22 protein-coding genes and 1 other RNA gene are annotated in these 24,546 nt (G+C 66.2%); 8 read left to right on the top strand and 15 right to left on the bottom strand.

Translation table 11 applies throughout. The features are described 5' to 3' along the window. The 5 genes from ACQR10_RS23315 to ACQR10_RS23295 form a co-directional block, all read right to left on the bottom strand. A complete protein-coding gene (locus tag ACQR10_RS23315) occupies positions 1–795 on the bottom strand; it encodes a thymidylate synthase (RefSeq protein WP_316183603.1) in 795 nt (264 codons plus the stop codon). 269 nt (positions 796–1,064) lie between these two features. Then, positions 1,065–2,579: a tripartite tricarboxylate transporter permease gene (locus ACQR10_RS23310; RefSeq protein WP_315805550.1), complete on the bottom strand. Its 1,515-nt coding sequence runs from the start codon at positions 2,577–2,579 to the stop codon at positions 1,065–1,067. Between the two features lie 7 nt (positions 2,580–2,586). After that, complete coding sequence (locus ACQR10_RS23305) at positions 2,587–3,366, bottom strand: tripartite tricarboxylate transporter TctB family protein (protein WP_316217692.1); 780 nt, start codon at positions 3,364–3,366, stop codon at positions 2,587–2,589. 96 nt (positions 3,367–3,462) lie between these two features. Continuing rightward, positions 3,463–3,996, bottom strand: coding sequence for a chromate transporter (locus ACQR10_RS23300; protein WP_315805596.1), 534 nt, complete (start codon positions 3,994–3,996; stop codon positions 3,463–3,465). Continuing rightward, a complete protein-coding gene (locus ACQR10_RS23295) occupies positions 3,993–4,589 on the bottom strand; it encodes a chromate transporter (protein ID WP_316217803.1) in 597 nt (198 codons plus the stop codon). Before ACQR10_RS23295 ends, ACQR10_RS23300 begins: the two co-directional genes overlap by 4 nt. Positions 4,590–4,683: 94 nt before the next feature. On the opposite strand from ACQR10_RS23295, the gene ssrA reads away from it, so the two are divergent. The 7 genes from ssrA (at position 4,684) to feoB (ending at position 10,343) form a co-directional block, all read left to right on the top strand. Then, positions 4,684–5,038, top strand: a transfer-messenger RNA (tmRNA) gene (gene ssrA, locus ACQR10_RS23290). A 261-nt stretch (positions 5,039–5,299) separates the two neighbouring features. After that, a complete protein-coding gene (locus tag ACQR10_RS23285; protein ID WP_315805548.1) occupies positions 5,300–5,830 on the top strand; it encodes an SspB family protein in 531 nt (176 codons plus the stop codon). A gap of 96 nt (positions 5,831–5,926) precedes the next feature. Beyond that, the gene (gene fumC, locus ACQR10_RS23280; RefSeq protein WP_316217693.1) at positions 5,927–7,351 is read left to right on the top strand and encodes a class II fumarate hydratase; all 1,425 of its coding nucleotides are present in this window, start codon (positions 5,927–5,929) and stop codon (positions 7,349–7,351) included. A gap of 238 nt (positions 7,352–7,589) precedes the next feature. After that, positions 7,590–7,775 (top strand): DUF4169 family protein, encoded by a 186-nt coding sequence (locus ACQR10_RS23275; RefSeq protein ID WP_315805546.1) that lies wholly within the window; start codon positions 7,590–7,592, stop codon positions 7,773–7,775. Further along, the gene (locus ACQR10_RS23270) at positions 7,775–8,062 is read left to right on the top strand and encodes a ribbon-helix-helix domain-containing protein (protein WP_315713371.1); all 288 of its coding nucleotides are present in this window, start codon (positions 7,775–7,777) and stop codon (positions 8,060–8,062) included. Before ACQR10_RS23275 ends, ACQR10_RS23270 begins: the two co-directional genes overlap by 1 nt. A gap of 107 nt (positions 8,063–8,169) precedes the next feature. After that, positions 8,170–8,445, top strand: a complete 276-nt coding sequence (locus tag ACQR10_RS23265; protein ID WP_315805544.1) for a FeoA family protein — start codon at positions 8,170–8,172, stop codon at positions 8,443–8,445. Between the two features lie 20 nt (positions 8,446–8,465). Continuing rightward, positions 8,466–10,343, top strand: a complete 1,878-nt coding sequence (gene feoB / locus ACQR10_RS23260; protein WP_316183604.1) for a ferrous iron transport protein B — start codon at positions 8,466–8,468, stop codon at positions 10,341–10,343. Positions 10,344–10,361: 18 nt separating this feature from the next. On the opposite strand, the gene ACQR10_RS23255 is transcribed toward feoB, so the two are convergent. Next, positions 10,362–11,150, bottom strand: coding sequence for an NAD(P)H-dependent oxidoreductase (locus ACQR10_RS23255; protein ID WP_316217694.1), 789 nt, complete (start codon positions 11,148–11,150; stop codon positions 10,362–10,364). Between the two features lie 90 nt (positions 11,151–11,240). On the opposite strand from ACQR10_RS23255, the gene ACQR10_RS23250 reads away from it, so the two are divergent. Beyond that, the gene (locus tag ACQR10_RS23250) at positions 11,241–12,164 is read left to right on the top strand and encodes a LysR family transcriptional regulator (RefSeq protein ID WP_316183608.1); all 924 of its coding nucleotides are present in this window, start codon (positions 11,241–11,243) and stop codon (positions 12,162–12,164) included. A gap of 1 nt (position 12,165) precedes the next feature. On the opposite strand, the gene ACQR10_RS23245 is transcribed toward ACQR10_RS23250, so the two are convergent. The 9 genes from ACQR10_RS23245 to ACQR10_RS23205 all read right to left on the bottom strand — a co-directional run bounded on the left by ACQR10_RS23245 (position 12,166) and on the right by ACQR10_RS23205 (position 24,440). Further along, on the bottom strand, positions 12,166–14,040 hold the full coding sequence (locus ACQR10_RS23245; RefSeq protein ID WP_316183609.1) for a bifunctional sugar phosphate isomerase/epimerase/4-hydroxyphenylpyruvate dioxygenase family protein: 1,875 nt from the start codon (positions 14,038–14,040) through the stop codon (positions 12,166–12,168). Next, the gene (locus ACQR10_RS23240) at positions 14,037–14,774 is read right to left on the bottom strand and encodes an ABC transporter ATP-binding protein (RefSeq protein ID WP_316183611.1); all 738 of its coding nucleotides are present in this window, start codon (positions 14,772–14,774) and stop codon (positions 14,037–14,039) included. The genes ACQR10_RS23245 and ACQR10_RS23240 overlap by 4 nt, the downstream gene beginning before the upstream one ends. Positions 14,775–14,785: 11 nt before the next feature. Beyond that, positions 14,786–15,529 (bottom strand): ABC transporter ATP-binding protein, encoded by a 744-nt coding sequence (locus ACQR10_RS23235; RefSeq protein ID WP_316183612.1) that lies wholly within the window; start codon positions 15,527–15,529, stop codon positions 14,786–14,788. Continuing rightward, entirely contained in the window at positions 15,526–16,524 is a 999-nt protein-coding gene (locus tag ACQR10_RS23230) for a branched-chain amino acid ABC transporter permease (protein ID WP_316217695.1), read from the bottom strand. Before ACQR10_RS23230 ends, ACQR10_RS23235 begins: the two co-directional genes overlap by 4 nt. After that, positions 16,521–17,396, bottom strand: coding sequence for a branched-chain amino acid ABC transporter permease (locus tag ACQR10_RS23225; RefSeq protein WP_315805536.1), 876 nt, complete (start codon positions 17,394–17,396; stop codon positions 16,521–16,523). Before ACQR10_RS23225 ends, ACQR10_RS23230 begins: the two co-directional genes overlap by 4 nt. Positions 17,397–17,470: 74 nt before the next feature. Next, entirely contained in the window at positions 17,471–18,610 is a 1,140-nt protein-coding gene (locus ACQR10_RS23220) for an ABC transporter substrate-binding protein (protein WP_315805535.1), read from the bottom strand. 79 nt (positions 18,611–18,689) lie between these two features. Continuing rightward, positions 18,690–19,571 carry a shikimate dehydrogenase gene (locus ACQR10_RS23215; protein ID WP_316183615.1) on the bottom strand — a complete coding sequence of 294 codons (882 nt, stop codon included), beginning with the start codon at positions 19,569–19,571 and terminating at the stop codon, positions 18,690–18,692. Between the two features lie 122 nt (positions 19,572–19,693). After that, a complete protein-coding gene (locus ACQR10_RS23210) occupies positions 19,694–20,635 on the bottom strand; it encodes a LysR family transcriptional regulator (protein WP_316183616.1) in 942 nt (313 codons plus the stop codon). Positions 20,636–20,666: 31 nt separating this feature from the next. Beyond that, entirely contained in the window at positions 20,667–24,440 is a 3,774-nt protein-coding gene (locus ACQR10_RS23205) for an AsmA family protein (RefSeq protein ID WP_316217696.1), read from the bottom strand. Positions 24,441–24,546: the final 106 nt, after the last annotated feature.

The following is a 24,546-nucleotide window of genomic DNA, read 5'->3' as shown; positions in this document are numbered from 1 at the left end:
TCAGACCGCGACCTCGGCCTTGATATGCGGATGCGGATCGTAGCCGGCGAGCGCGAAGTCCTCGTAGTGGAAGCCGAAGATGTCCTTGACGTCCGGATTGAGCGTCATGGTCGGCAGCGGACGGGGCGCACGGGTGAGCTGCAGGCGGGCCTGCTCGATGTGATTGGAATAGAGATGCACGTCGCCGAAGGAGTGCACGAATTCACCGGGCTTCAAATCCGTCACCTGCGCCACCATCATCGTCAGCAGCGCATAGGATGCGATGTTGAAGGGCACGCCGAGAAAGACGTCGGCCGAGCGCTGGTAGAGCTGGCACGACAATTTGCCGTTCACGACATAGAACTGGAACAGGCAGTGGCACGGCGGCAGCGCCATCTTTTCGACGTCGGCCGGGTTCCAGGCCGTCACGATCAGCCGGCGCGAATCCGGATTGCGCCTGATCATGTCGATCACGCCTCCGATCTGGTCGATATGGCCGCCGTCCGGCGTCGGCCACGAGCGCCACTGATAGCCGTAGACGGGGCCGAGATCGCCATTGCCATCGGCCCACTCGTCCCAGATCGTCACGCCGTGATCGTGCAGATATTTGATGTTCGTGTCGCCCTTGAGGAACCACAAGAGCTCATGCACGATCGCCTTCAGCGGCAGCCGCTTGGTGGTCACCAGCGGAAAGCCGGCCGCAAGGTTGAAGCGCATCTGGTGGCCGAACACCGACAGCGTGCCGGTGCCGGTGCGGTCGTGCTTCTCGGCGCCGTCGGACAGGATGCGTTCGAGCAGGTCGTGATACTGGTGCATGGTGCGCGCTGGCGGCCTTTCGCGGAAGGCGGCGAATGTAACGGCAGGGATCGCCCGGCCCTAGCCTCGACTCGGCCCGGTCGCCAATTATACCCCGAAAAATGTCGGCCGCAGCCGCAATTGACAAGGGCGGGACCGCACGTTCCGCCCTCCTCCCGATCCATGGCCGTTCCGTACCAGCTCGCCGGCTTGAGGACCGCGGACCATTTGACGATCTCGCCCTTGACCAGGGTCCCGAGCGCCTCCGGCGTCCGGTCCGCCGACGCTGGTCAGCCTTCGCTTTCCACGAAGACCTCATCGCGCTTGCGGCGCAGCGTCGGCAGCACCGCCAGCACGAGCAGCCCCGCCGCGATCGCGAGCAGCACGGCCGACAGCGGCCGCGTTAGGAACACCGACCAGTCGCCGCGCGAGATCAGCAGCGCCCGGCGCAGGTTCTCCTCCATCAGCGGGCCCAGCACCATGCCGAGCAGCAGCGGCGCCGGCTCGAAATCATGCTTGATCAGCCAGTAGCCGACGAGGCCGAACGCGCCCGCCAGGACCACGTCGACCGGCGCGTTGTTCACCGAATAGATGCCGATCGCGCAGAAGATCACGATTGACGGGAACATCAGCCGGTATGGCACGCGCAACAGCCGCACCCAGATGCCGACCAGCGGCAGGTTGATGATGATCAGCATGAGATTGCCGATCCACATCGAGGCGATCATGCCCCAGACCAGATCAGGCTGCTTCTGCATCACCTGGGGGCCCGGCACGATGCCGTGGATGGTCATCGCGCCGACCATCAGCGCCATCACCGCATTCGGCGGAATGCCGAGCGTCAGCAGCGGAATGAAGGAGGTCTGCGCCGCCGCGTTGTTGGCGCTCTCCGGCGCCGCGACGCCCTCGATCGCACCGCGACCGAACCGCGACGGATCTCGCGCGAGCTTCTTCTCCAGCGTATAGGCCGCGAACGAGGCGATCACCGCGCCTCCGCCCGGCAGGATGCCGAGGATCGAACCGAGCAGCGTGCCGCGCAGGATCGCCGGCGTGGAGTCTTTCAGATCCTTCCTGGTCGGCATCAGGCCGGTGATCTTCTTCTGCACGAGGTCGCGGTCCATCTCCGCGCCGGCATCGAGATTGCGGATGATCTCGGCGAAGCCGAACACGCCCATCGCGACGGTGGCGAAGCCGAGGCCGTCGGCGAGCTCGGGAATGTTGAAGGCCATGCGCGACACACCGGTCTCGATGTCCGAGCCGACCATCGACAGCAGCAGGCCGAGCACGATCATCGCGATCGCCTTCAGCACCGAGCCCTTCGCCAGCACGACCGCGAAGATCAGGCCCAGCACCATCAGCGAGAAATACTCGGCCGGGCCGAACGCCAGCGCGAGCTTGGTCAACGGCGCGCCGAGGATCGCAATCAGCACGGTGGCAACGCAGCCGGCGAAGAACGAGCCGATCGCGGCGATCGCCAGCGCCGGACCGGCACGGCCCTGCTTCGCCATCTGGAAGCCGTCGAGCGCGGTCACCACCGACGTCGCCTCGCCGGGAATGTTGACCAGGATCGACGTGGTCGAGCCGCCATACTGCGCGCCGTAATAGATACCGGCCAGCATGATCAGCGCGCCGACCGGCGGCAGGCCGAAGGTGATCGGCAGCAACATCGCCACCGTGGCGATGGTCCCGATGCCCGGGAGAACCCCGACCAGCGTGCCGACCAGCGCGCCGATCAGGCACATCAGCAGATTGATTGGCGACAACGCGACGACGAAACCGTGGGCGAGATTTGCAAACAGATCCATCACGCCCTCACTGCAAAAGGAAACGCGGCAACAGCGGCATCGGCAACCCCAGCACGTAGGGGAACAGCAGCGCGCAGCCGCCGGTCAGGCAGATGCCGACGATCAGGGCCTCGCGCCAGCGCGTCTCCGGGCTGCCGATCGCCGCGATCAGGAAGCTTGCAAGCCCCGTGATCAAGAGTCCGAGCGGGCGAATGGAGACGGCGAAGGTCAGGATCGCGAGCGAGACGAACAGCGGTCCGCGCCAGTGATAGGTCGCAAGCTGCGCGCCTTCACTCACGACGCCGATCACGGCCACGGCGGCTCCGAGCCCTAGCAGCAGCAGACCGAACATCCGCGGCGCAGTTCCGGCACCGAACGAGAAGCCGCGCATGCCTTGCAGGTCGCTGGAGGCCCACAACGCGAACAGCGCGATCGCCATCAGCGCGACGCCGCCGAAATAGTCCTGCGCCGCGCGCGGACGGACCATGAATGTGAACACTGCGACCGCGATCAGCGGATAGGTGTAGATGAGAGCCAGCAGAACATCGGAAGACAGCGAGGTCTTGCCGCTTGCGGCATATTGCTGCGCCAGGCTCGGGATCGCCATCGACAAGGCCGACGCATGGGCCGCAATGACCTGTAGCGGACCGCGTCCGGATAGTGGACCGACAAGACCGGCCAAGGCAATCAGCAGCTCGATGATCTGTGGCGCGAAGGCAAGGACCAGAATGATCGATGCGGCGGTCACGCTGCGGGCGGCCGGCATGCCCGCCGTTTCGCCCGACAATTGGCCCGTGGTCTCGGCCATGCCTCGCCCTCCCCGATCGGCCTTGATGGCCGGCACTGTTTTCGTTCGGCGGCCCGGAGCAAACCGGTCGCGCTTCTGTTTTGCTAGCGGCTTTCCCTAGAGAAGGCCAGCGAAACCAAGGCAGCCGCCTGCGGCGAGCAGCCAGAGCGGATTGAGTCGCGTCATAGATGCAACGAGTGCGGCAAGGACCGTCAGCGCGAACGCCCGCCACGTCTGGTCGGAAGCCTGACCGAGAATCCATGCGCTCGCCGCCATCAAGCCGATCGACAACGGCACCAGCGCCGCCTGCAGCATGGCGGGCCAGCGCGCATCCCGCGCATTCGAGAGCCAACGGCTGACGAAATAGGAGAGCACGGCAGTGGGACCGCACATCGCGATCGTCGCGACCGCCGCACCTGCCACGCCTGCGACCGAATAGCCGATCAGGGTGACGATCAGAACGTTGGGCCCGGGCGACAATTGCGACAGTGCGAACAGGTCGGCGAACTGTTTGTCTGTCATCCAGTGCCGGGCCTCGACTGCAACACGTTGCAGTTCGGGAATCGCCGCCACGGCGCCGCCAACCGCAAACAGCGAGATCAACGCAAAGGTCCAGAACAGCTGGAACAACGGATTGTCGTCCCCGCTCATCGTGCCCACCGCGTCTTGGCATAGGTGACGGCAAGGCTGAGCGGCACGGCCACCAGCAGAACCTCCTGAAGCGGCAGGCGCGCCAGCCCGATCGCCACGAACACGCCAGCGACGACGACAACGCCCGCCACGTCGCTCTTCGTGAGGAGCGGCGAGATCATGCGAAACACCACCGACGCCAGCAGGCCAACGGCCACGCAGGACACGCCTGCAAGCGCCCGTCGCCACGTGTCGGCTTGTCCAAAATGACCGTAGATGGCGCCGAGAGAGGTGATCAGCAGCATCGGGGGTCCGAGCAGGCCGGCAAACGCAGCGATTCCGCCCGCGACACCGCGCAATCGCGCGCCGAACACCACGGAGAAATTCACGATGTTCGGTCCGGGCAGGAAATGACAGAGCGCGAAGGTCGCGTTGAACTCCTCCGCCGTCATCCAGCGATGCTCGTCGACGATCGCACGCCGCGCGAACACCAGCACGCCGCCGAAGCCCGACAGCGACATTTTCGCGAATGCGAAGAAGAGCGTGCGGAGGCTGGGCGGGTGTCTGGCGATGTCGGCCGCGGGAGAGGCAACCTGCGCAACTTCGGGAGGCATGCCGCACTGTAGGAGGACGAAAACCAGGCTGCCAAGGTCGAACCAGAGGTTCCCGGCAGCCGCCCACATTTTTGTCGCGCGCCGCGGCGTTTCGGCCCTGTGCATCCGCTGGCCGGCGGCCTATATAGGGGGTGCCGGCTTGCCGGCTATGGAAATAAATCGCCGTCGAAATAAACCATTCGGACCCGGGGGCGGTACCCGGCGCCTCCACCAAAACCCACCGACAGATGGGTTTTGGCGGGGGCGAAATAGGATCGACGAGGGCGTAAAGGGCGAGCTTTTTCCCGGTATTGTTCCGCCGTTATCGGGCTACTGCAATAGTTGCCAACGACAACTTTGCTCCGGTTGCTCAGGCTGCGTAACGCAGTTTGAAAGACCACCTTAAAGTCCTAACGGGTTAAGCTCCGTTAGGCGGGGTTCGGAGGCACCTGGCAACAGAAGCCTCCACTTTCACCTGCCTCCACGTTAACCGGTTTCCTTCCACGGGCTGTGCCGTCCCCAGTTTTTTGGCGCGGCACCCGTTCATTCCGCCGTTGACCGGACTTCCGCCAGCTTCTACCCGTTCCCATATCTGGCGATCGACCGGCATGGCTGCTGACCTCGGCGCCGATGCCGGGTACGATGTGACTGACGCGAGTCGGGAATGCTGCTGCCTGCCGGGCGCGGCGGCTCGACACGTCGGGCGCAGCCCTCACGACACAGGACCGATCATGGCGACGGATCATATTCGATACGATGTGCTGGCGCGCGACGCGTTGCGCGGGGTGCTGCGCCGGGTGCTGACCGACGCTGCCGCCCACGGGCTCCCGGGCGAGCACCATTTCTTCATCACGTTCATCTCCAAGGCCGAGGGCGTCAAGCTGTCGCCGCGGCTGCTCGCGCAATATCCGGAGGAGATGACGATCATCCTGCAACACCAGTTCTGGGATCTGGTGGTTTCGGAGGACCGGTTCGAGGTCGGCCTGTCGTTCGGCGGCATCCCTGAGCGCCTCGTGGTGCCGTTCCACGCGATCAAGAGCTTCTTCGATCCGTCCGTGCAATTCGGACTGCAGTTCGAGCCGTCGGAGGCGATTGCCGAGACGCCGGCCGCGCCGAAGCTGCCGGCCGCACCGACGCCATCGGCCATCGCCGGGCCGCTGCCTGCGACGCCGGCCGAGACCAGCGACGACAAGCCGCTCCCGCCGACCTCGCCGGGGGAAGGCGCCGAGGTCGTGCGCCTGGACCGTTTCCGCAAGAAATAGGCCCATTCGCCGCGCGCGGAACGGCGGTTGGACCACTAGATTGAAGCATGCTTGAACCGGTCGACGCCGGTTCACCATCAATCATGGGCATGCTTCATGGTACATTCAGCTGATTCATCATCGCACGGATCGACGCGCACGGAGACCGACAGCTTCGGCCCGATCGAGGTCGCCGCCGACCGCTATTGGGGCGCGCAGACCGAGCGCAGCCGGCAGAATTTCCGCATCGGCCACGACCGCATGCCGATCGGCATCGTGCGCGCGCTCGCGCTGGTGAAGTTGGCCGCGGCCCAGGCCAACCGCGAGCTCGGCCTGCTCGAGCCACGCATGGCGGACGCCATCGTCCAGGCGGCGCAGGAGGTCATCGACGGCAAGCTCGACGACCATTTCCCGCTGGTCGTTTGGCAGACCGGCTCGGGCACCCAGAGCAACATGAACCTCAACGAGGTGATCGCCAATCGCGCCAGCGAGCTGCTGGGCGGCGAGCGCGGCACCAAGAAGCCCGTTCATCCGAACGACCACGTCAACATGAGCCAGTCGTCCAACGACTCGTTCCCCACCGCGATGCACATCGCCGCGGCGCGCGCGATCGCGGGCCATCTGGTGCCGGCGCTGTCGGAGCTGCTGGCGGCGCTGCGTGCCAAGCAGGACGCGTTCGCGGACATCGTCAAGATCGGCCGCACCCACACCCAGGACGCCACGCCGCTCACGCTCGGCCAGGAGTTCTCCGGCTACGCCACGCAGGTCGAGAACGCGATCGCACGAATCGAGATCGCGGCGCGGGATCTCCTGCCGCTGGCGCAGGGCGGCACCGCCGTGGGCACTGGCCTGAACGCGGATCCGAAGTTCGCGAAGCTGTTCGCCAAGCATGTTGCCGACGCCACCGGCCTGCCCTTCACCAGTGCCGCCAACAAATTCGAGGCGCTTGCGTCCAACGACGCCTATGTTTACGCCCATGGCGCGCTCAATGCGGCGGCCACCGGCCTGTTCAAGATCGCCAACGACATCCGCTTCCTCGGATCAGGCCCCCGCTCCGGATTGGGAGAACTGATCCTGCCGGAGAACGAGCCGGGCTCCTCGATCATGCCGGGCAAGGTGAACCCGACGCAATGCGAAGCGCTCACGATGGTGTGCTGCCAGGTGTTCGGCAATCACACGGCGATCACCATGGCCGGCAGCCAGGGTCATTTCGAACTGAACGTCTACAAACCATTGCTCTCACATTGCATGATGCAGTCCATACAATTACTAGGTGATTCAGCACGTTCATTCAGCGAACATTGCGTGACCGGAATCCAGGCCGACACTGCTCGCATTCGCGAGCTGATGGAGCGCTCGCTGATGCTGGTGACGGCGCTTGCACCGAAGATCGGCTACGACAACGCCGCCAAAGTCGCGAAATCAGCGCATCAGCGCGGCACAACGCTGAAACAGGAAGCTTTGCGGCTCGGTCTCGTCTCCGAAGAGGAATTCGACCGCCTCGTTCAACCCGAGAGGATGACGAGGCCGGGGCGAGCGTAGCGGTAGTCCCGTAGTACTACGGGGGGTGATGCAATTCTCGCTGTTAACCCCTAAAGGATACTCTCGACTACAAGTTCTGCTGCGTTTGGTGAGTAAACAAATCCAGCTCGCAACGACGCGAATGGCCATCGAACTATCAGGGAGCGATGACGTGATTGTCTGGAGAACGCCTGAGCTCATCCGCGCAATGCGCATGCTCTCGTCGTGATGTTCGATGCCTTAGATGATTGGAGCAAGCATGGGTGACATCATCAACTTGAAGCGTTTCAGAAAGCGCGTGGAGCGCGATCAGGCAGCAAAGGTCGCCGAAGGCAACCGCGCTCGCTTCGGCAGGACGAAGTCCGAACGCGCAACTGACGCCCAACGCGACAAGCGCGCGAACGAATTACTCGATCAACATCGTATCAATGGCGAGGACGCGTGATGAAGTCGCCCGTCGTAAAACGTTCTATCGTGGTCGCAGGTCACAAGACCAGCGTCAGCCTCGAAGAGGCCTTCTGGAACGGCATGAAGGAGATTTCGGGTCTCCGTAACATGACCCTGTCCGAACTGGTCGGGGAGATCGACAACAATCGCCAGCAGGGCAACCTGTCGTCGGCGATCCGGCTGTTCGTGCTCGACCACTTCAAGAGCCGCGCCGCAGCGTCTTCAGGCCTCGAGCCGAAGGCGGCGGTGGACACCCGGCACACGGCAGCCGCTGCCGCTCCTTGAGGCAGATCAGACGGCGGCCCGCCCGGTCTGTTTAAAATCGCTCTAAGATGCCGCGGCATTTAACATGCCGCGCTTGACCTCTTGGCACGCGATTGAAAATACAGGCTATGAGCGAAATCTGCGATACACGGCCGCCTCAGCCGCTCGGTCTGGCCCGAAGGGGCTATACCGGAACGATCCAGCATCTGGCCGCTGGCGGCGCGGCGTCGTCGTTGCCGGACGTTGAGCTGGAGAGCCGGCTGATCGAACTGGGCTTCGTCGAGGGCGCCCGGGTCGAAATCCTGCATGAGGGGATCGTCGGGCGAGACCCGATCGCCGTCCGTGTCGACAACATCACCGTCGCGGTCCGCCGGCGCGAGGCCATGGCCGTCATCGTGGCATAGGCCGCGCGGAAAGCGTCGTCATGGAAAGCCCTCTGCTGCATCTGGCCCTGGTGGGTACGCCCAACAGCGGCAAGACCTCGCTGTTCAACGCGCTGACGGGAAGCCGCCAGAAGGTCGCGAATTATCCCGGCGTCACGGTCGAGCGCAAAGAGGGCGGCTTCGTCACCCCGCAGGGCCGCCAGGTCTCGCTGGTCGACCTGCCCGGCACCTATTCGCTGCGCGGCCGCAGCCCCGACGAGGAAATCACCCGGGATTTCGTGCTGGGACGCGCCACCGGCGAGGTCCTGCCCGACCTGGTGTTGTGCGTTGCCGACTCGACCAATCTCAGGTTGACGGTCCGGCTGCTGCTCGAGCTCAAGAGCACCGGCCGGCCGCTGGCGCTCGTGCTCAACATGTTCGACATCGCCAAGCGGCGTGGCGTGACGGTCGACGTTCCCGCACTGTCGCAGGCGCTGGGCGTGCCGGTGGTGACGTCGATCGCCGTGCGCAAGGGCGGCACCGACGACCTGCTGCGGCTGACCGACGAGCTCCTGGCCCAGGCGGCCGAGGCCACCGGAGAGCGCGCCAACACCTGGCGTCCGCTCACGGTCCCGGAGCTGCGCGCCACTCAGCGCGAGGCCGACCGTATCATCGCGGAGACGGTCAGCCTGCCCGAGCGGCCGGACACCTGGACCGCCCGGATCGATTCGGTCGCGCTGCATCCGGTCGGCGGGCTGCTCATCCTGCTGGCGATCCTGTTCGTGATGTTCCAGGCGGTGTTCGCCTGGGCGCAGCCGCTGATGCAGGTGCTGTCGGCGGCCTTCGATGCGCTCGGCCAGCTCGTTCACGACGAGCTTCCCGAGGGCCTGCTGCAGAGCTTCCTGCAGAACGGCGTGATCTCCGGCGTCGGCAGCGTCATCGTCTTCCTGCCGCAGATCATCATCATCTTCCTGTTCATCCTGCTTTTGGAAGATTTCGGCTACATGGCGCGCGCGGCGTTCCTGATGGACCGCATCATGGGTGGCGCCGGCTTGCATGGCCGCGCATTCATCCCGCTGCTCTCGAGCTTTGCCTGCGCCATTCCCGGCATCATGGCAACGCGCGTGATCGACAACCGCCGCGATCGGCTCACCACCATCCTGATCGCGCCGCTGATGACCTGCTCGGCGCGGATTCCGGTCTATACGCTGATCATCTCGGCCTTCATCCCGCCGACCAAGGTCTGGGGCCTGGTCAACCTGCAGGGACTGGTGATGTTCGGGCTCTACGCCGCCGGGATCATCAGCGCGCTGCTGGTGTCGTTCCTGGTGAAGTTCTTCCTGATGCGCGACTACCAGCCGGCACCGTTCATGCTGGAGCTGCCGGACTACAAGATGCCGCGGTTGCGCAGCATCGCGATCGGCGTCTACACCCGCGCCAAGATGTTCCTGCAGCGCGCCGGCACCACGATCTTCGCGATGATGGTGCTGATCTGGTTCCTGGCCTCGTTCCCGCAGCCGCCGGAGGGCGCCACCGAACCTGCGATCAATTACAGCCTCGCGGCGATGATCGGCCAGGCGATCGCTCCCCTGCTCACGCCGGTCGGCTTCAACTGGCAGATCGCGGTCGCGCTGGTGCCCGGCATGGCCGCCCGCGAGGTCGCGGTCGCCGCGCTCGGCACCGTCTATGCGATCGAGGGCGGCAAGGAGGCGGCCGAGCAGATCGGCCAGGTGCTGGCGAGCAAATGGAGCCTCGCCACGGCGCTGGCGCTGCTCGCCTGGTACATCTTCGCCCCGCAATGCGCCTCGACGCTCGCCGTCATCCGCCGCGAAACCGGCAGCTGGCGCTGGATGGCCGTGACCTTCTTCTACATGTTCGCGCTCGCCTATGCGGCGGCGTTCGCGACCTACCACATCGCGGTCGCGATGGGCGCGGGCTGAGCCCGCGCCGCGGCAACGTCATCGCACAGCGTCGACATGCAGCGCGAAGCCGCGCGCGTCGGCATGCCCGAGTTCGGGACGCAGCTGCATCGACGGGATCAGGTAATCGCCGTGGTTCTGCCGCCGGTACGGGATCGGCTGATCCGTGAACAGCGTCCGCATCCGCGCGCGGAGCCGCGCGGCGATGTCCGCGAAGCCCGCCTCATCGAGCCGGTTCACCCGGTGCGCCACGAAGGCCGGCAGTACGTCGAAGCCGGGATAGAACAGGATGCCGTGGTTGATGGGAAACAGGAGGTCGTCGATCGGCCCGTTGATGCCGCGCTCCGAATAGTGCTCCTGCCAGCCGCCGGTGGTCACCACGAGCATCGCGCGCTTGCCGGCGAACACGCCCTCGCCATAGCGGTTGCCCCAGCGCTTGTCGCTGTGCTCGCCGACGCCGTAGGTGAAGCCGTAGGAATAGACCCGGTCGACCCAGCCCTTGAGGATCGCCGGCATCGTGAACCACCACAGCGGAAACTGCAGGATCACCGCGTCGGCCCATAGGAGCTTCTCCTGCTCCGCCCTGACGTCGTCGGTGAGCGAGTGCGTCTCGAACGCCTCGCCGGAGGCCGTGGCGACGTTGAGGCGCACATCGGGCGGCAGTTGCGGAAAGTCGGCGCGGTCGGCGGCCGCCGTCCAGCCCATCGCATAGAGATCCGAGACCCTGACCTGATGACCTTGCGACCGAAGCTCGGCGACAGCGGCGTCGCGCAGGGCGCCGTTCAGCGAGCGGGGTTCGGGGTGGGCGAAGACGAGCAGCACATTCATGGCTTGATCCCTTGGCTGGAACAATCCAGGAGATAGACCCGGCCTCGTTCATCCACTATATGGCTGCTATCGATAACATTATGCTGAATTATGGATAAGTTGGACGTCAGCATCGTCAACATGCGCAGCTTCGTTCGCGTCGCCGAACGGGGCAACCTGTCGGCCGTCGCGCGTGAGCTTGGGCTGGGTCAGTCCACCATCTCGCGTCATCTCCAGGAGCTTGAAGACGCGATCGGCGTTCCCCTGCTGAGCCGCACCACCCGGCGCGTCACCCTGACCACCGAGGGCAGCCTCTATTATGCCAACTGCGTCCAGATCCTGCGCCTGATCGAGCAGGCCGGCGACGAGGCGCGCGGCACGCGTGGAGCCGCCAGCGGCACGATCCGCATCTCCTGCACGGCCGCGTTCGGCATCCTGCACATCACCCGGCTGGTGTTCGCGTTCCAGGACCGCTATCCGGACATCGCGATCGATCTCAATCTGACCGACGAGCGCATCGATCTGGTGCGCGAGGGCGTCGACATCGCGCTCCGTCTCGCGCCGCTCACTGACAGCTCGATGAAGCTGCGCGCACTCGGCCATTCGCACCGGCTGCTGGTGGCGGCGCCGGGCTATCTGGCAGGACGCGGCACGCCGCGCGTACCGCAGGATCTGCTCGGCCATGACGGCATCCGCATGCCCAATGTCGCCGGCAGCGACGTGCTGGCGCTGGTGTCCGCCGACGGCCAGCGCCACGAGGTGCCTTTCAGCGGCCGCTTCCGAACCAATCACGGCCTCGCGGTGCGCGAAGCCGTGCTGGCCGGGCGCGGCATCGCCGCAGCCCATGCCTGGCTGGTCGACGATCTCATCACCGAGGGCAGGCTGACGGTGCTCCTGCCCGACTACAGGCTGCCGTCGGTTCCGCTCAGCATGCTGATCGTCCCGGAGCGCGCCGGCATCGCGCGCGTCCGGCTGGTGATCGAAGACCTGGCGGCGGCAATCGTCAGTCTGCCTGGGATCCGGCCGGAGCCCTGAGCTACAGCCGCGGCATCGTGTCCGGCCGCACCTCGCGCGCCTGCGCCGCCAGCCGGATCGCGGCGTTGGCGGCGCCGAAGCCCTGGTAGTTGCGGCGCTGCACGATCTCGAAGAAGAAGCGCTCCTCGAAAATGTGGGTGTAGACCTGGAAGAACTCCGCGTCGCCGTCGCGGTCGTACAGGATCTCGTTGGCGCGGAGCGCCGCGATGGTCTCGGGCGCTAGATCGTATTTCGCTTCGAGATCGTCGTAGTAGTTGTCGGGAATGTCGAGGAAGCCGGCGCCGCGGGCGCGCATTTCGGCCACGGCTGCAAAGATGTCGTCGCAGGCGAAGGCGATGTGCTGGACGCCTGAGCCGAAGAACTCGGAGATGAAACGCGACGACAGCGTGCGCGTCGCCGTCGAGCCGTTGAGGATGAAGCGCAGGCTGCGATCGCCGTTGACGATCGCCTGGCTCTGCACGAGGCCTCTGGGATCGGCGATCTCCATCTGCGGCAGGCGCGAGAAGTCGATGATCCCGGCATAGAACAACAGCCAGGACAGCATCTCCTCATGCGGCATCGACTGTGCGATGTGATCGACGGCCAAGAGCCGATCAGTCGTCTTGTCGCTGGCGACCGGTTCGAAGTCGACATCCCAGTGACGGCCGTGGGTATCGAGGAAATACAGCAGGCTGCCGCCGACACCATGGATCGCCGGGATCTCCAGCTCGCCCGGCCCGACCGGCTGGGTGAAGGTGCGCGTCTTCAAGGACTGCGCCCGCGCCATGGCACGGTCCGCACTGTCGACATCCAACGCCAACGCGCAAACGCCGGGACCGTGCGTGATATAGTGCGAATGCGCGAAGCTCGCCGGCTCGCAATTGATCACCAGCTCGATCGCGCCCTGCGACCAGCGCTGCACCGCCTTGCTGCGATGCCGCCCGGTTTTGCGGAAGCCGAGCTGCCCGAACAATGCGGCGAGCGACTCCGCCTTGTCCTCGCTGACCGCGAATTCCACAAAGCCGATGCCGTGGCTCTTCACGCGAGGCGCGAAGCGGGGCTCTGCCGACGCCGCGGGGATTTTTCCGGCGAGGTCATCCTGCAACAGCAGCAGCGAACGCATGCCGTCGAGCGCTGTGCGTGGCGCCGAGCCGGCACGGAACTGATCGTTGAAGATCTCCAGCGACAGCGGCCCGGAATAGCCGGTCGCGGCGACCGCCTCCATGAACTCGCCGACCGGGAGGTCGCCCTGCCCGGGAAAGCTGCGGAAGTGCCGGCTCCAGGACAGCACGTCCAGTTCGAGCTTGGGTGCGTCGGCCAACTGGACCAGGAAGATCTTGTCGGCGGGGATGGCGCGGATCGCATTGGTCGGCAGCGCCGGCGCCAGCGCATGAAAACTGTCGAGGATGACGCCGATCGCCTTGTGATCGGCGCGGCGCACGATCTCCCAGGCATCGCGATAGTCGTGCACATGGCGGCCCCAGGCCAGCGCCTCGTAACCGACGCGCAAGCCGCGCCTCGCGACGCGCTCGCCGAGCTCGTGGAAATCCGCGGCGGCGCGGTCGATGCCGCCGAGCGCGGCCGGCGACACGCTGCTGCAGATCAGCAGCAGGTCGGTGCCGAGCTCCTGCATCAGGTCGAATTTGCGCTCGGCACGGACGAAGTTGCGCGCGCGCTGCGGCTCCGGCATGCCCTCGAAATCGCGGAACGGCTGATAGGCGCAGATCGAAAGGCCGAGGTCGCGGCACATCTGCCCGATCTCGCGCGGCCGCATCCCGAACGCGACCAGATCGTTCTCGAAGATCTCGACCGTGTCGAAGCCGGCGGCAGCGATCGCCTTGAGCTTCTCGTCGAGCGCGCCAGAGATGGAGACCGTGGCGATCGAGCGCTGGTTCATGCCGCCGTCTCCTCCATCGCGCCGCCCAGGAACAGCTGGCCGATGCGCGGATCGGCCAGCACGCGATCGGCCTTGTCGATGATGCGGGTGCGACCGAGCTCGAGCACGATGCCGTAGTCCGAGATCTCCAGCGCCGAGCGTGCATTCTGCTCGATCAGGAGCACCGAGACGCCGCGGTCGCGCAATTGCTTCAGCATGTCGAAGGTCTGCTGCACCATCAACGGCGACAGCCCGATCGACGGCTCGTCGATCAGCACGAGCTGCGGCTCGAGCAGCAGCCCGCGCGCGATCTCGAGCTGCTTCTGCTCGCCGCCGGACAGCGTCGAGGCCTGCCGATCCGCCTTCTTGCGCAGCACCGGAAACACGTCGAGGGCCGCCTCGACGCGCGCAGCAAGATCGATCTCACGCGGCGCGGCAACGCCGCCGAGCTCGATATTGTGGCGCACCGACAGCTCGCCGAAGATGTTGCGGCCCTGCGGGATGTAGCAGACGCCCGCGCCGAGCAGCGCGCGCTGGCTGAAGCCGGTGACGTCGCGGCCCTTGAAGATGACCTTGCCTTCGCGCAGCTTCAACAGACCGAAGATCGCCTTGAACACCGTCGACTTGCCGGCACCGTTCGGACCGATCACGGTGGTGATCGATCCCGCCGGCACCGAGAACGTCGTGCCGTTGAGGATCGTCATCTTGCCGTAGCCGCCGACGAGGTTCTGGACGTCGAGAATGGGATCGCTCATCGTCGGCTCCGTCAGTGTCCGAGATAGGCTTCGATCACGGCCGGATTGGCCCTGATCTCGTCGGGCTTGCCGATCGCCAGCACCTTGCCCTCCGCCATCACGATCACGCGCGAGCACAGCGACATCACGAACTCCATGTTGTGCTCGATCACGACGAAAGTGGCGCGGCGCTCGCGGTTGATCGCGATCAGCCGGTCCTTGAGATCGCCGAGCATGGTCGGATTGACGCCGCCGGCGGGCTCGTCGAGCAGCACCAGCCGTGGACCGCCCATGAACGCCATCGCGGCATCGAGCAGCTTCTGCTGCCCGTAGGACAGGCCGCCGGCCGGCTCGTTGGCGAGATGCTCCAGCTTGAAGAAGCCGATCATCTGATCGGCGGTCTCGGTGAGCCCTGCATCCGACGGACCAAACAGGCGCGACAGCATGCTGCCGCGATGCTCCTGGCCGGCGAGGATCAGATTGTCGCGCACCGACAGCTTCGGGAAGACCTGCAAGAGCTGAAACGTGCGGCTGACGCCGAGGCGGTTCAGTTCGGACGGACGCTGGCCGGTGACGAGCTTGCCGTCCACCCTCACCTCGCCCCCGCTCGGCACGAGCTGGCCGAGAATGCAGTTGAACAGCGTCGACTTGCCACAGCCGTTGGGGCCGATCAGGCCGAGGATCTCGCCCTCCTGCACGTCGAAGCTGACGCCGTTGACGGCGGTGATGCCGCCAAAACTCTTCTTGACGTCGCGAACGTCGAGGACTGCGGTCATCGCGCGGCCTCCAGCTTGGATTGAGCCGCCGCCCGCAATGCGGATGCGGCCTGGGTGCGCCGTGAGCTGAGATAGCGGTCGAGGATGCCGAGAATGCCGCTCGGCGAATAGATCAGCAGCACGATCACGGCGGCCGCGTAGAGCATCAGATAATAGCCCTCGGCGAAGCGCAGCCACTCCGGCAGCAGCACCGCGATCATGGCGCCGAGGAACGGCCCGAGCATGAAGCCGGCACCGCCGACGATCACCATCATCAGGAGATCGAGCGAGAGCTGCAGGTTGAACGGCACGGGATCGACATATTGCGTCAGCGGCGCATAGAGCACTCCGGCGATGCCGCCGAGCACCGAGCCGATCGCGAACGCCATCAGCGTGTAGCGTCTGGTGTCGATGCCGAGCGATTGCGCCCTGATCGGATTTTCGCGCAGCGCCATGAAGGCGCGGCCCCAGGGCGAGCGGATCAGCCACCACATCGCCAGCGTCACGAGGCCGAGGGAGCCAAGACAGAGATAGTAGAACGGCAGCGGCTTGCGGGTCGGGAAGCCGAAGATCTCGGGGCGCGGAATGTTGCTGATGCCGTAGATGCCGTTGGTGAGCCAACTCTCGTTGCGGAACACCAGGAACGCCAGGGTCGAAAACGCGAGCGTGACGAAGGCGAGATAGTGATGCTGCACGCGCAGCGCCGGATAGCCCAACAGCCAGCCGACGATGAAGCAGACGATGATGACGAGCCCGAGCGCCGATATCAGCGGCCAGCCATGGGTGGTGAGGATCGCGGCACCGTAGGCGCCGATGCCGACGAAAGCGCCCTGCGCCAGCGACACCTGCCCGGCATAGCCGAGCGTGAGATTGAGCCCCATCGCGGCGATGGTCATCACCGCCCATTGGCTGAGGATATAGAGGCCGTAGCGGTTGAAGTTCATCGGGATGATGATCAGGCCAGCAATGACGACGATCGCCAGCGCGGCGAGGAGCAGTCTGCCGTTCCGGGTCATACCGTGCGCTCCTCGGCTCGTCCGAGCAGGCCCTGCGGCCGGAACAGGATGACAAGGATCAGCAGCACCATCGGAACAGCCGCGCGATACTGGGTGGAGACGTAGGCCGCGGCGAGGTTGTCGACGACACCGATCAGGAGACCGCCGGCGATCGCGCCGCGCACCTGGTTGAAGCCGCCGACGATCGCGGCGATGAACGCCGCCTGCCCGAGCACTTCGCCGCTCGAGAATTTGGCAAGGTAGATCGGCGTGATCAGCAGCGAGGCCAGCGCGACCAGCACGGCATTGATCAGGAAGGTCAGCAGGATCATGCGCTCGACGGGAACGCCGATGATGCGCGCCACCGTCGGATTCTGCGCCGCCGCCTGCATCTGGTGGCCGAGCGAGGTGCGATTGAGCAGCGTGGTCAGGCCGACGACGGCCAGGATTGCAACGGCGAGCACGCCGAGACTCTGCAGCGAGATGACACGGCCAAGCACGCTGATATCGCCCGCGGGAACGATCGACGGAAACGGCGAGGCCTCGGCGCTGAAGAACTGCTTCACGGCCTCCTTGATCCCGATCGCCAGCGCCATGGTGGCGATCGCCAGCGGCAGCACGCCGTGCCGCAGCATCGGATCGACCAGCAGCATCTTGAAGGCGAGACCGAGCAGCAGCGCCGACAGCAGCACGCCGGCGAGCACCGCGAGCCAGAACGGCGCGCCGAGATGCATGACCGCGAGCATCAGGAAGGCGGGCAGCATCACGAACTCGCCCTGGGCGAAGTTGATGGTCTGCGAGGTCTGCCACAGCAAGGTGAAGCCGACGGCGACCAGCGCGTAGATGGCGCCGGTGGCGAGTCCCGCCACGATCAGGTCGAGCAGATTGGACATGGTTTCCCCGTGAGCCCTTGGGTGACGGCGGCGCCGGACATCACCACACCGGCGCCGCCGATCGACCGTTGTCCTCAGTTGAGCTTCGGCAACACCTGCTTCACGACCTGCTTGCCTTCCACGACCTCGACCAGGAAGCCCTGGCGATCGATGTCGCCGTTCTGGTCGAAGGTCACATCCATCAGGATGTTCGGTTCGGCCGAGGTCTTGATGGTCAGGCCGTGCAGCGTGTCGGCGAACGCCTTGGAGTCGACCTTGCCCATCTTCTCGGTCGTGGCCTTGACCATGTAGATCGCGAGATAGCCCTTGATGCCGTTGTGATCGGGCACGTAGTTGTACTTCTTCACGAAGCGGTCGCGGAACGCCTTGATGGCCTCGATCGGTGCGTCGGTGGTGAGACCCACGTGGCCGCGAGCGCCGTTGGCGGCATCACCGGCGAGCTCGATCACCTTCTGGCCGACCAGCGTGGTCTCGCCGATCAGCGGCACAGTCACACCCTGGCGCTTGATCTCCTTCAGGATGCGCGCGCTCTCTTCCTCGTTGACGTAGATGAAAACGGCGTCCGGCGCCGCCGCCTTGATCTTGCTGACGTCGGCAGCGAAGTCCGCCTGGCCGGCTTCGGTCGACAGGTCGGCCGCGACCTTGATGCCGAGACGGTTGAACTCCTTGGTGATGACGTCGCGGCCGCCACGGCCGAAATCATTGTTGACCCAGACCACCGCGACCGACTTCGCCTTCAGCTCGTCGTTGATGTACTTGGCGACCTTCGGCATCGAGGACTGCTGGCCGAACGACGTGCGGAAAAGGAACTTGTTGCCAGCCTGCGTGAGCTCGGCCGCCTCGCCGCCCATGATCTGGGTGATGCCGGCCTCGGCCGCCAGCGGCGCCGTCACCTTCACCGAGCCGGAATAGCCCGGCCCGAGCAGCACGTAGGGCTCGCCATCGAGCGCCTTCTGCACCTGCGCACGCGCAACGCCGGGGTTCGACTGCGAGTCGGCGTGGCTCACCTCGATCTTGCGACCGAGGATACCGCCCTTGGCGTTGATTTCCTCGACGGCGAGGTCGATGCCGTTCTTCCAGTTGTTGCCGACGGTCGCGCCGCCGCCGGAGAGCTCGGCGACATCGGCGATCTTGATGGGGGCGCCGGATTGCGCGTAGGCGGCACCGGACAGCAGCGTGGCTGAGCACAGGCCAGCCAGGATGATCGATCTCACGTTGTTTCCTCCTCTGACTTAAACGCTTGTTTGCGTTTCTTGCTTGAACGACTTGTTCCGGCGCGTATTGGCCGTCGGCTCAGGCGGCGTCAACCGCCGGATATCTCTCCGCCATGTGGTTGTCGAACGCAGCCCCCATCGCCTCGGTCGAGGGCGCCAGGCCGGTGAACAATTCGAACGCGTCCGCGGCCTGGTAGATCGCGAGCTCGCGGCCGAGCAGGACCCGGGCTCCCCTGGCTTTGGCGGCTTTCAGCAGCGGCGTCCAGAGCGGCGAATAGACCGCGTCGGCGACCCAGAGGTCGGCGCGCAACAAATGATCAGGCACCGGCGTACCGCGGTTCGGCAACATCCCGATCGGCGTGCCGTTGACGACGCCAACTGCGCCGTGCAGTGCCGCTTCGACGCTGTCCGCGACCGTCACCGTGTTGCCGACCGGCAGCAGGCTCGCCAGCTTCTCGGCGCGCGTGCGCTCAGTGTCGTAGATGCGCAGGCCGGCGACTCCGAGGTTTGCAAGTGCGAAGGCGATCGCCTTGCCAACCCCGCCGGCCCCGACCAACGCGACGACGCCGCGATCGGTCTGGCTGATGAGTGGCGCGACGGCTCGCTCGAACCCGGTGGTGTCGGTGTTGTGGCCGATCAGCCGGCCGTCGCGAACGACGACGGTATTCACCGCGCCCATCGCCGCCGCCCTCGGCGCGAGCTCGTCGAGCAGCTCGACCACGGCTTCCTTGTAAGGATAGGTCACGTTGACCCCGGCAAAGCCGAGCCGGCGCACGCCTTCCAGCAGCGCGGACAGACCGGCCCGGTCGGCGCCGGCCACCTCGATGAGCTGGTAGTGGCAGCGCACGCCGAGCGCCGCCGCGGCATGTTCGTGCATGGCAGGAGAGGCCGAATGCGCGATCGGCGCACCGATCAGGCCGGTCAGGAATTTGCGGGCTTTGAGCGCGGAAAGATCGGGCACGTTGGCTTCAGTCTCTGCTGCCGCTCGCGCGATCGCCGCACGAGCGATGAATGGCGTCGCGGACGATAGCGCGTCCGCCAGCTAACACAATTACCCAAATATCCGCTGAACCTAACATCATGTTATTTTTTGACGAGCGCCGCCTTCCCCGGCCTCGCAACCTGCCGCCGGCCCGGCTCCAGTGCGCGCATCTCGGCACGCAGGCAGTCGATGAAGTGCTCCGCGTAAAGCGACAGCGGCGTGCCGCGCTTGACCGCGATGTAGGTGTCGAACCGCGTCGGCTCGGCGATCTTCAGCAGCTCGATGCCGGGATAGCCGCCATGCGCGACCGTGAACTGGTCAATCACCGCGATGCCGAGCCCCGCCTTCACCAGCGCGCAGACCGTGGTGCCGAAGCGCGCCTTGATCGAGATGTTGTAGCTGAGTTTGTTGCGCGCGAAGATCTCGGCCATGATCCGGCCGTAAGGGTCATTGGGATCGATGCCGATCAACGGATAGCGAGTCATCTCCGCGGCGGAGACCTGCTTGCGGCCGGCTAGCTCGTGGCCTGGCGGGACGATGCAGAACAGTTCGCCTGAGGCGAGAGGAAGGAATTCGAGCCCGGAATGATCGAGGCGATAGCTCATCGCCACGCACTCGCCCTTGCCCAGCATCAGATAGTCGATCGCCTCCTCGATCTTGAGGATGTTGATGTCGATGCCCAAATCAGGATAGCGGCGGCGGACGCGCTCGATCGCGCGCGGCACCATCACCTGGGAGATGCTGGGCACCGAGCCGACGCGCAGTTCCGACAGCGCGCCGCGGCCGATGTTGGAGATGATGTAGCTGAGATCGTCGACCTTCTCGTAGACGCTGTTGATCTGCTCGAAGATGTTCTGCGCCTCGGGCGTCGGAAAGTAGCGGCCGTTCTGGCGCTGGAAGAAGCGGATGCCGAGCGAGCGCTCGGTGTATTTCACCAGACGGCTGACACCCGGCGCCGACACCTTCAGCAGGCGCGCGGCGCCGTTGATGGTGCCCGTCACCATGACCGCGCGAATGACCTCGACCTGTCGCAAGGTCATCATCGGCGCGGTCCCCGCACGCCTTCGGCCGGAATCACGGACTGCCCGGCGGCGTCAGCACGACCGGCGGGCGCGGCACCGGCCGTGGGCGCGGCGGCAGCGCCCCCGGCGCGGGCTTGATCTCGACCGGCGGCGGCAAAGGCGCGACTTGCGGCTGGCTCGATGCCATCGGTGCCGCCGGCTGAGGCGCAGGGGCGGGAGCGGAGAGCGGCGGTGTCAGCGGCGACACGACGGCGCGCGGACCACCCAGCTTGGCGCGCGGCTCGCGCCGTGGATCACGACCGGGCAGCGGCACGTCGGCCGCGCTCGGTGCCGCCGGGCCAGCCTCGGGTGCACCGGGCAGCGACGCCGTCGACGATGGATAGGCCGGCGGCACCTCGCCGCGCGCGATCGCATCCAGACGCCGCGTTTCGCGATCGATCGCGCGCACCGCCAGCCACGACGACAGGGAGGTGACGTCGACCGCGCGCGTCAGCGCCTCGGACGTCCCGACCACGAACAACTGGATCTCCGGACGGCTGTTGGCATTGCCGACCGTATTGGCGCTCAGGCTGGCGCGAATGTCGGCATTGTCCGCCGGAATGTCGAAGCCGCCGGACACGATGACGCGGGCGCCTTGCGCGTCGAGCGTGGTGGCGCCGACCCGCAGCCGGCCGTCGCGGATGATGAAGGGGATCTGAGCAGACGCGACCGGCAACGTCCCCGACGTCAGCACCGGCTCGATCACCTGCCGCAACTTGCCGTCGTCGCTCACCTGGCCGGCGTCGGCCGCGCGCAACGCCGCATCGAACGCCCGCGGGTCGAGATTGGGGAGCGCCGCATTGTCGAGCGTCACCGTGCCATTGCCCGAGAGCGCATTGACCAGTGCCTGCACGCTGCGTCCTTCGGCGGCGAGCGTCATCTGGGCCGAGACCTTGCCGGCCGGCATCTTCAGGCTGTGATAGCGCAGCGCGTTGCCGTCGATGCCGGCGAGCTCGACGCGGCCGTTCAGGACGAGACCATTCGCGTTGGAGCGCGCATCGATGGTCGCGGCGACGTCGCCGCCGCCGAGCTTGCCCTTGAGGTTCTCGATGGTCAGCGACTGGCCGTCGCTCTTGATGGCGCCGCCCAGCGGATGCAGATCAATGCCATTCAGAATGGCGCCGCTGAGGGCCTGGAACGAGACACGCCCGCGCCACCCCTTCAAGAGACCTGCGCCGAGAGGCTCGGCGGGCTCACGCCCGGCCGCTCCGATCAGCACCGATACCACTTGCGGCACGTCGAGCGCATCCAGCCCGAGCTCGCCCTCGATCTGCTTGTCGTCGTCGAGCACCAGCGCGAGCCGGCCGCGCAGCCGCGATCCACCCACCGTGCTGTCGATGTCGTCGAGCGTCAGGCGATTGTTGGAAAGACCGAGACGGCTGAACAGGCGGACGTTCTGCGCGCCCGGATCCTGCGGCTTCAATCCAAACAAGGGCGACAGGTTGGCGCTGCGCAGGCGCAGATTGACGTTGGCCTTTGCGGTGTCGCCCCAGGGATCGACAGTGCCTTGCGCATCGCCATCGAGACCGGCGCCGGAGAGCTTGGCATTCACCCGCAGCGGCGCCCGCCAGCCGCCGGTCACGCTGGCATCGAACTGGGCCGGACCTGTGTCCGCCGCCGCAACGCGATCGAGCCCGAGCAGCGCCAGCACGGCGCTGCCCTGCTCCGACGACACCCGGCTCTCGATTCCAAGCTCCGTTCGATCGATCGCATCGACCTCGAAGCTGCGCAGCGCCGCGGCCGAGGGTTTGGCCGTCAGCGTCGCCGAGCCCTTCAATCGTGGCGCGTCGAGATCGAGCACCGCCTTGGCCTGGCTCCGATCGGCGTTGGCTGGGTCCTTGGCGAGATCGAGCGTGAGCTTCAGCCGGGCGGCGCCGGGCGGCATACTGAGCGCATCGAAGCGGGCGGCGATCTGCGGCGCGAGCGGCTGCACCAGCGCCGTGATCTCCTTGAGCGAGCCGGCCATCGAGGTCACCACCAGCCGTCCGGTTGCGTCGGCGCGATCGAACCGGCCGGAGCCCTCGCTCGTCACGCCGCTGCTCTGGCCGAACTTGATCTGGTCGATGGCGATGGTCTTGGGATCATAGGAAAAGCGCGCGGTGAGCGGACGCAGCTCCTGGCCGCTGAGCTTGGCGCGGGCGACGTCGAGCGCCACACTGGCCTCCGCCGGCCACTCGCCGGTGACGCCGACCAGCGAGCGCGTCACGGCCATCGCGGCGTCGAGATCGAGCCGATCGCCCTTCAGCACCGCCTCGAAACGCGAGCCCGGCCCCGCTGGCCGGTTGACGAGAGCGACGCGTCCGTCGACGGAGCCGCCGTCGATATCGGCCTTGAGGCTGTCGATCGCGACCCGCTCCGGCGCCACGTTGAGGTCGCCACGCAGCCGCAGCGGACGCTGGGTGCGATAGCTGCCGTCGCTGCGGCCCTGCAGCCAGGCCACCAGCGTGTCGGGCTCCGACGATTCGAGATCGAGCGCGCCGGTGAAGCCCGATGTCACCGAGGTCGAGATGCCGATGGTCCGGAACGTCAGCCGCGTCGAGCCGGGCGCGCGCAGGTCGACCTTCTCGAGACTCCATGCCGAAGGTTCGTTGTGCAGGTCGGCGGTGAAGTTCTGTACCGGACGGCCGGAGAGCATGATCTGCTCGGTCGCGAACTGCACGTTGGCCGGCATCGGCAAGGTCGGCAGTTGTGCAATCCAGTTGCGCAGCGCCGGCAGCACCAGCGCGGGCGCGATCGCCCGCCGGTCCTTGATGTCGTCCCCGCCGGCCAGGAGCTTGTCGGCATCGAGCTGGCGTGCGGACAGTGAGGCTTTCAGCACGGGGGCGGCGCCGAAACGGATGTCGCCGCTGCCCGCGAATTTCAGCGAACGATCCTCCTGGCCAAAGCTGACCTCGATCTGGTCGAGCTTGGCCGACGCCTGGTCGCCGACGACCTTGGTGGCGATGCGCCAAGGCGTCGCGCCAGCCTGGCTCAGCGGACGGGCCTTGGCCTGTTGGGCCTGCTTCGCCGGTGGCTCCTTCGCTGACTGGGCGGGCTTGTCGTTGTCGGCGCCCTGCTCCTTCGGGGGCGACGACAGGGTCAGCGCGCCCTCGAACTTCGGCGAACGGTTGGGAAAGCTGATGAGGCCTTCGATGTCGGCCATCACGGGACGCTCGCCCGGGTCGATGTTGAGGTGGACGCGCAGGCCGTTGGAGTCCTTGTCCTGGCTCGACGACACCCGGAAGGGGTAGCGGCCGCCGCGGATCGACACCGCGCCGTCGCCGCGCAGCGAGCCGGCCAGCGAACGCACGTCGCCGGAGAAGACGATGTCGGTCAGCTCCAGCGTCGAGCGGCTGGCGGCGTCGTGCAGGGCGACTCGGCCGGTGAGGTTGAGCCGGTCGATCGCGAGCGCCGCCAGATTGAACCGGCCCGACGCGGCCGGCAGGTCGACCTGGCCCTTGGCATCCAGCCCGAGATCGGCCGCCATGCCGCCGATGGTGAGCTCGTTCGCCCGCCACTCGCCGCGCATCAGATCGCCGAGGCTGAGCTCGACGTCGAGCTTGTCGGCGCGCAGCTTGCCGAGATCGTTGGCGCCGCCGAAGGTGACCTGGCGCAGCCGCAAGGTCGGCGTCGGCAACAGCCGTGCGTCCAGCGCACCGGCGACCCGCACGGGCACGCCAATGATCTTGCCCGCCTCGGCCTCGAACTGCGGCCGGAACTGGTTCCAGTCGACGAAGTACGGGCCGATCAGCGCAGCAAGGAGCGCAAGGATGAAGGCAATCGCCAAGCCGAGCAGGGTCGTCTGCACGGGGTCTCCCTCAAAGGACAACGCTCCGGCGTCCCAACCTTAAAGCCAATACGGCCGCGGCCCACTGGCATCGATACCGGAGCGCTGCATCATATAGGATTAAGTA

Origin of the sequence: Bradyrhizobium sp. HKCCYLRH2060 (genome assembly GCF_051168135.1) — a bacterium.
GTDB lineage: Bacteria > Pseudomonadota > Alphaproteobacteria > Rhizobiales > Xanthobacteraceae > Bradyrhizobium.
The sequence above is the reverse complement of the archived record's forward strand: the minus strand, read 5'-3'. Positions and strand labels throughout refer to the sequence as shown.

Coding starts and splice junctions, on each gene's coding strand:
- ACQR10_RS23210 (WP_316183616.1), bottom strand. CDS start 20,635: ATGATGACCTTGCGACAGGTCGAGGTCATTCGCGCGGTCATGGTGACG.
- ACQR10_RS23270 (WP_315713371.1), top strand. CDS start 7,775: ATGAAGTCGCCCGTCGTAAAACGTTCTATCGTGGTCGCAGGTCACAAG.
- ACQR10_RS23225 (WP_315805536.1), bottom strand. CDS start 17,396: ATGTCCAATCTGCTCGACCTGATCGTGGCGGGACTCGCCACCGGCGCC.
- ACQR10_RS23310 (WP_315805550.1), bottom strand. CDS start 2,579: ATGGATCTGTTTGCAAATCTCGCCCACGGTTTCGTCGTCGCGTTGTCG.
- ACQR10_RS23295 (WP_316217803.1), bottom strand. CDS start 4,589: ATGCCTCCCGAAGTTGCGCAGGTTGCCTCTCCCGCGGCCGACATCGCC.
- ACQR10_RS23300 (WP_315805596.1), bottom strand. CDS start 3,996: ATGAGCGGGGACGACAATCCGTTGTTCCAGCTGTTCTGGACCTTTGCG.
- ACQR10_RS23255 (WP_316217694.1), bottom strand. CDS start 11,150: ATGAATGTGCTGCTCGTCTTCGCCCACCCCGAACCCCGCTCGCTGAAC.
- ACQR10_RS23285 (WP_315805548.1), top strand. CDS start 5,300: ATGGCGACGGATCATATTCGATACGATGTGCTGGCGCGCGACGCGTTG.
- ACQR10_RS23265 (WP_315805544.1), top strand. CDS start 8,170: ATGAGCGAAATCTGCGATACACGGCCGCCTCAGCCGCTCGGTCTGGCC.
- ACQR10_RS23245 (WP_316183609.1), bottom strand. CDS start 14,040: ATGAACCAGCGCTCGATCGCCACGGTCTCCATCTCTGGCGCGCTCGAC.
- feoB (WP_316183604.1), top strand. CDS start 8,466: ATGGAAAGCCCTCTGCTGCATCTGGCCCTGGTGGGTACGCCCAACAGC.
- ACQR10_RS23230 (WP_316217695.1), bottom strand. CDS start 16,524: ATGACCCGGAACGGCAGACTGCTCCTCGCCGCGCTGGCGATCGTCGTC.
- ACQR10_RS23235 (WP_316183612.1), bottom strand. CDS start 15,529: ATGACCGCAGTCCTCGACGTTCGCGACGTCAAGAAGAGTTTTGGCGGC.
- ACQR10_RS23240 (WP_316183611.1), bottom strand. CDS start 14,774: ATGAGCGATCCCATTCTCGACGTCCAGAACCTCGTCGGCGGCTACGGC.
- ACQR10_RS23305 (WP_316217692.1), bottom strand. CDS start 3,366: ATGGCCGAGACCACGGGCCAATTGTCGGGCGAAACGGCGGGCATGCCG.
- fumC (WP_316217693.1), top strand. CDS start 5,927: ATGGTACATTCAGCTGATTCATCATCGCACGGATCGACGCGCACGGAG.
- ACQR10_RS23275 (WP_315805546.1), top strand. CDS start 7,590: ATGGGTGACATCATCAACTTGAAGCGTTTCAGAAAGCGCGTGGAGCGC.
- ACQR10_RS23315 (WP_316183603.1), bottom strand. CDS start 795: ATGCACCAGTATCACGACCTGCTCGAACGCATCCTGTCCGACGGCGCC.
- ACQR10_RS23250 (WP_316183608.1), top strand. CDS start 11,241: ATGGATAAGTTGGACGTCAGCATCGTCAACATGCGCAGCTTCGTTCGC.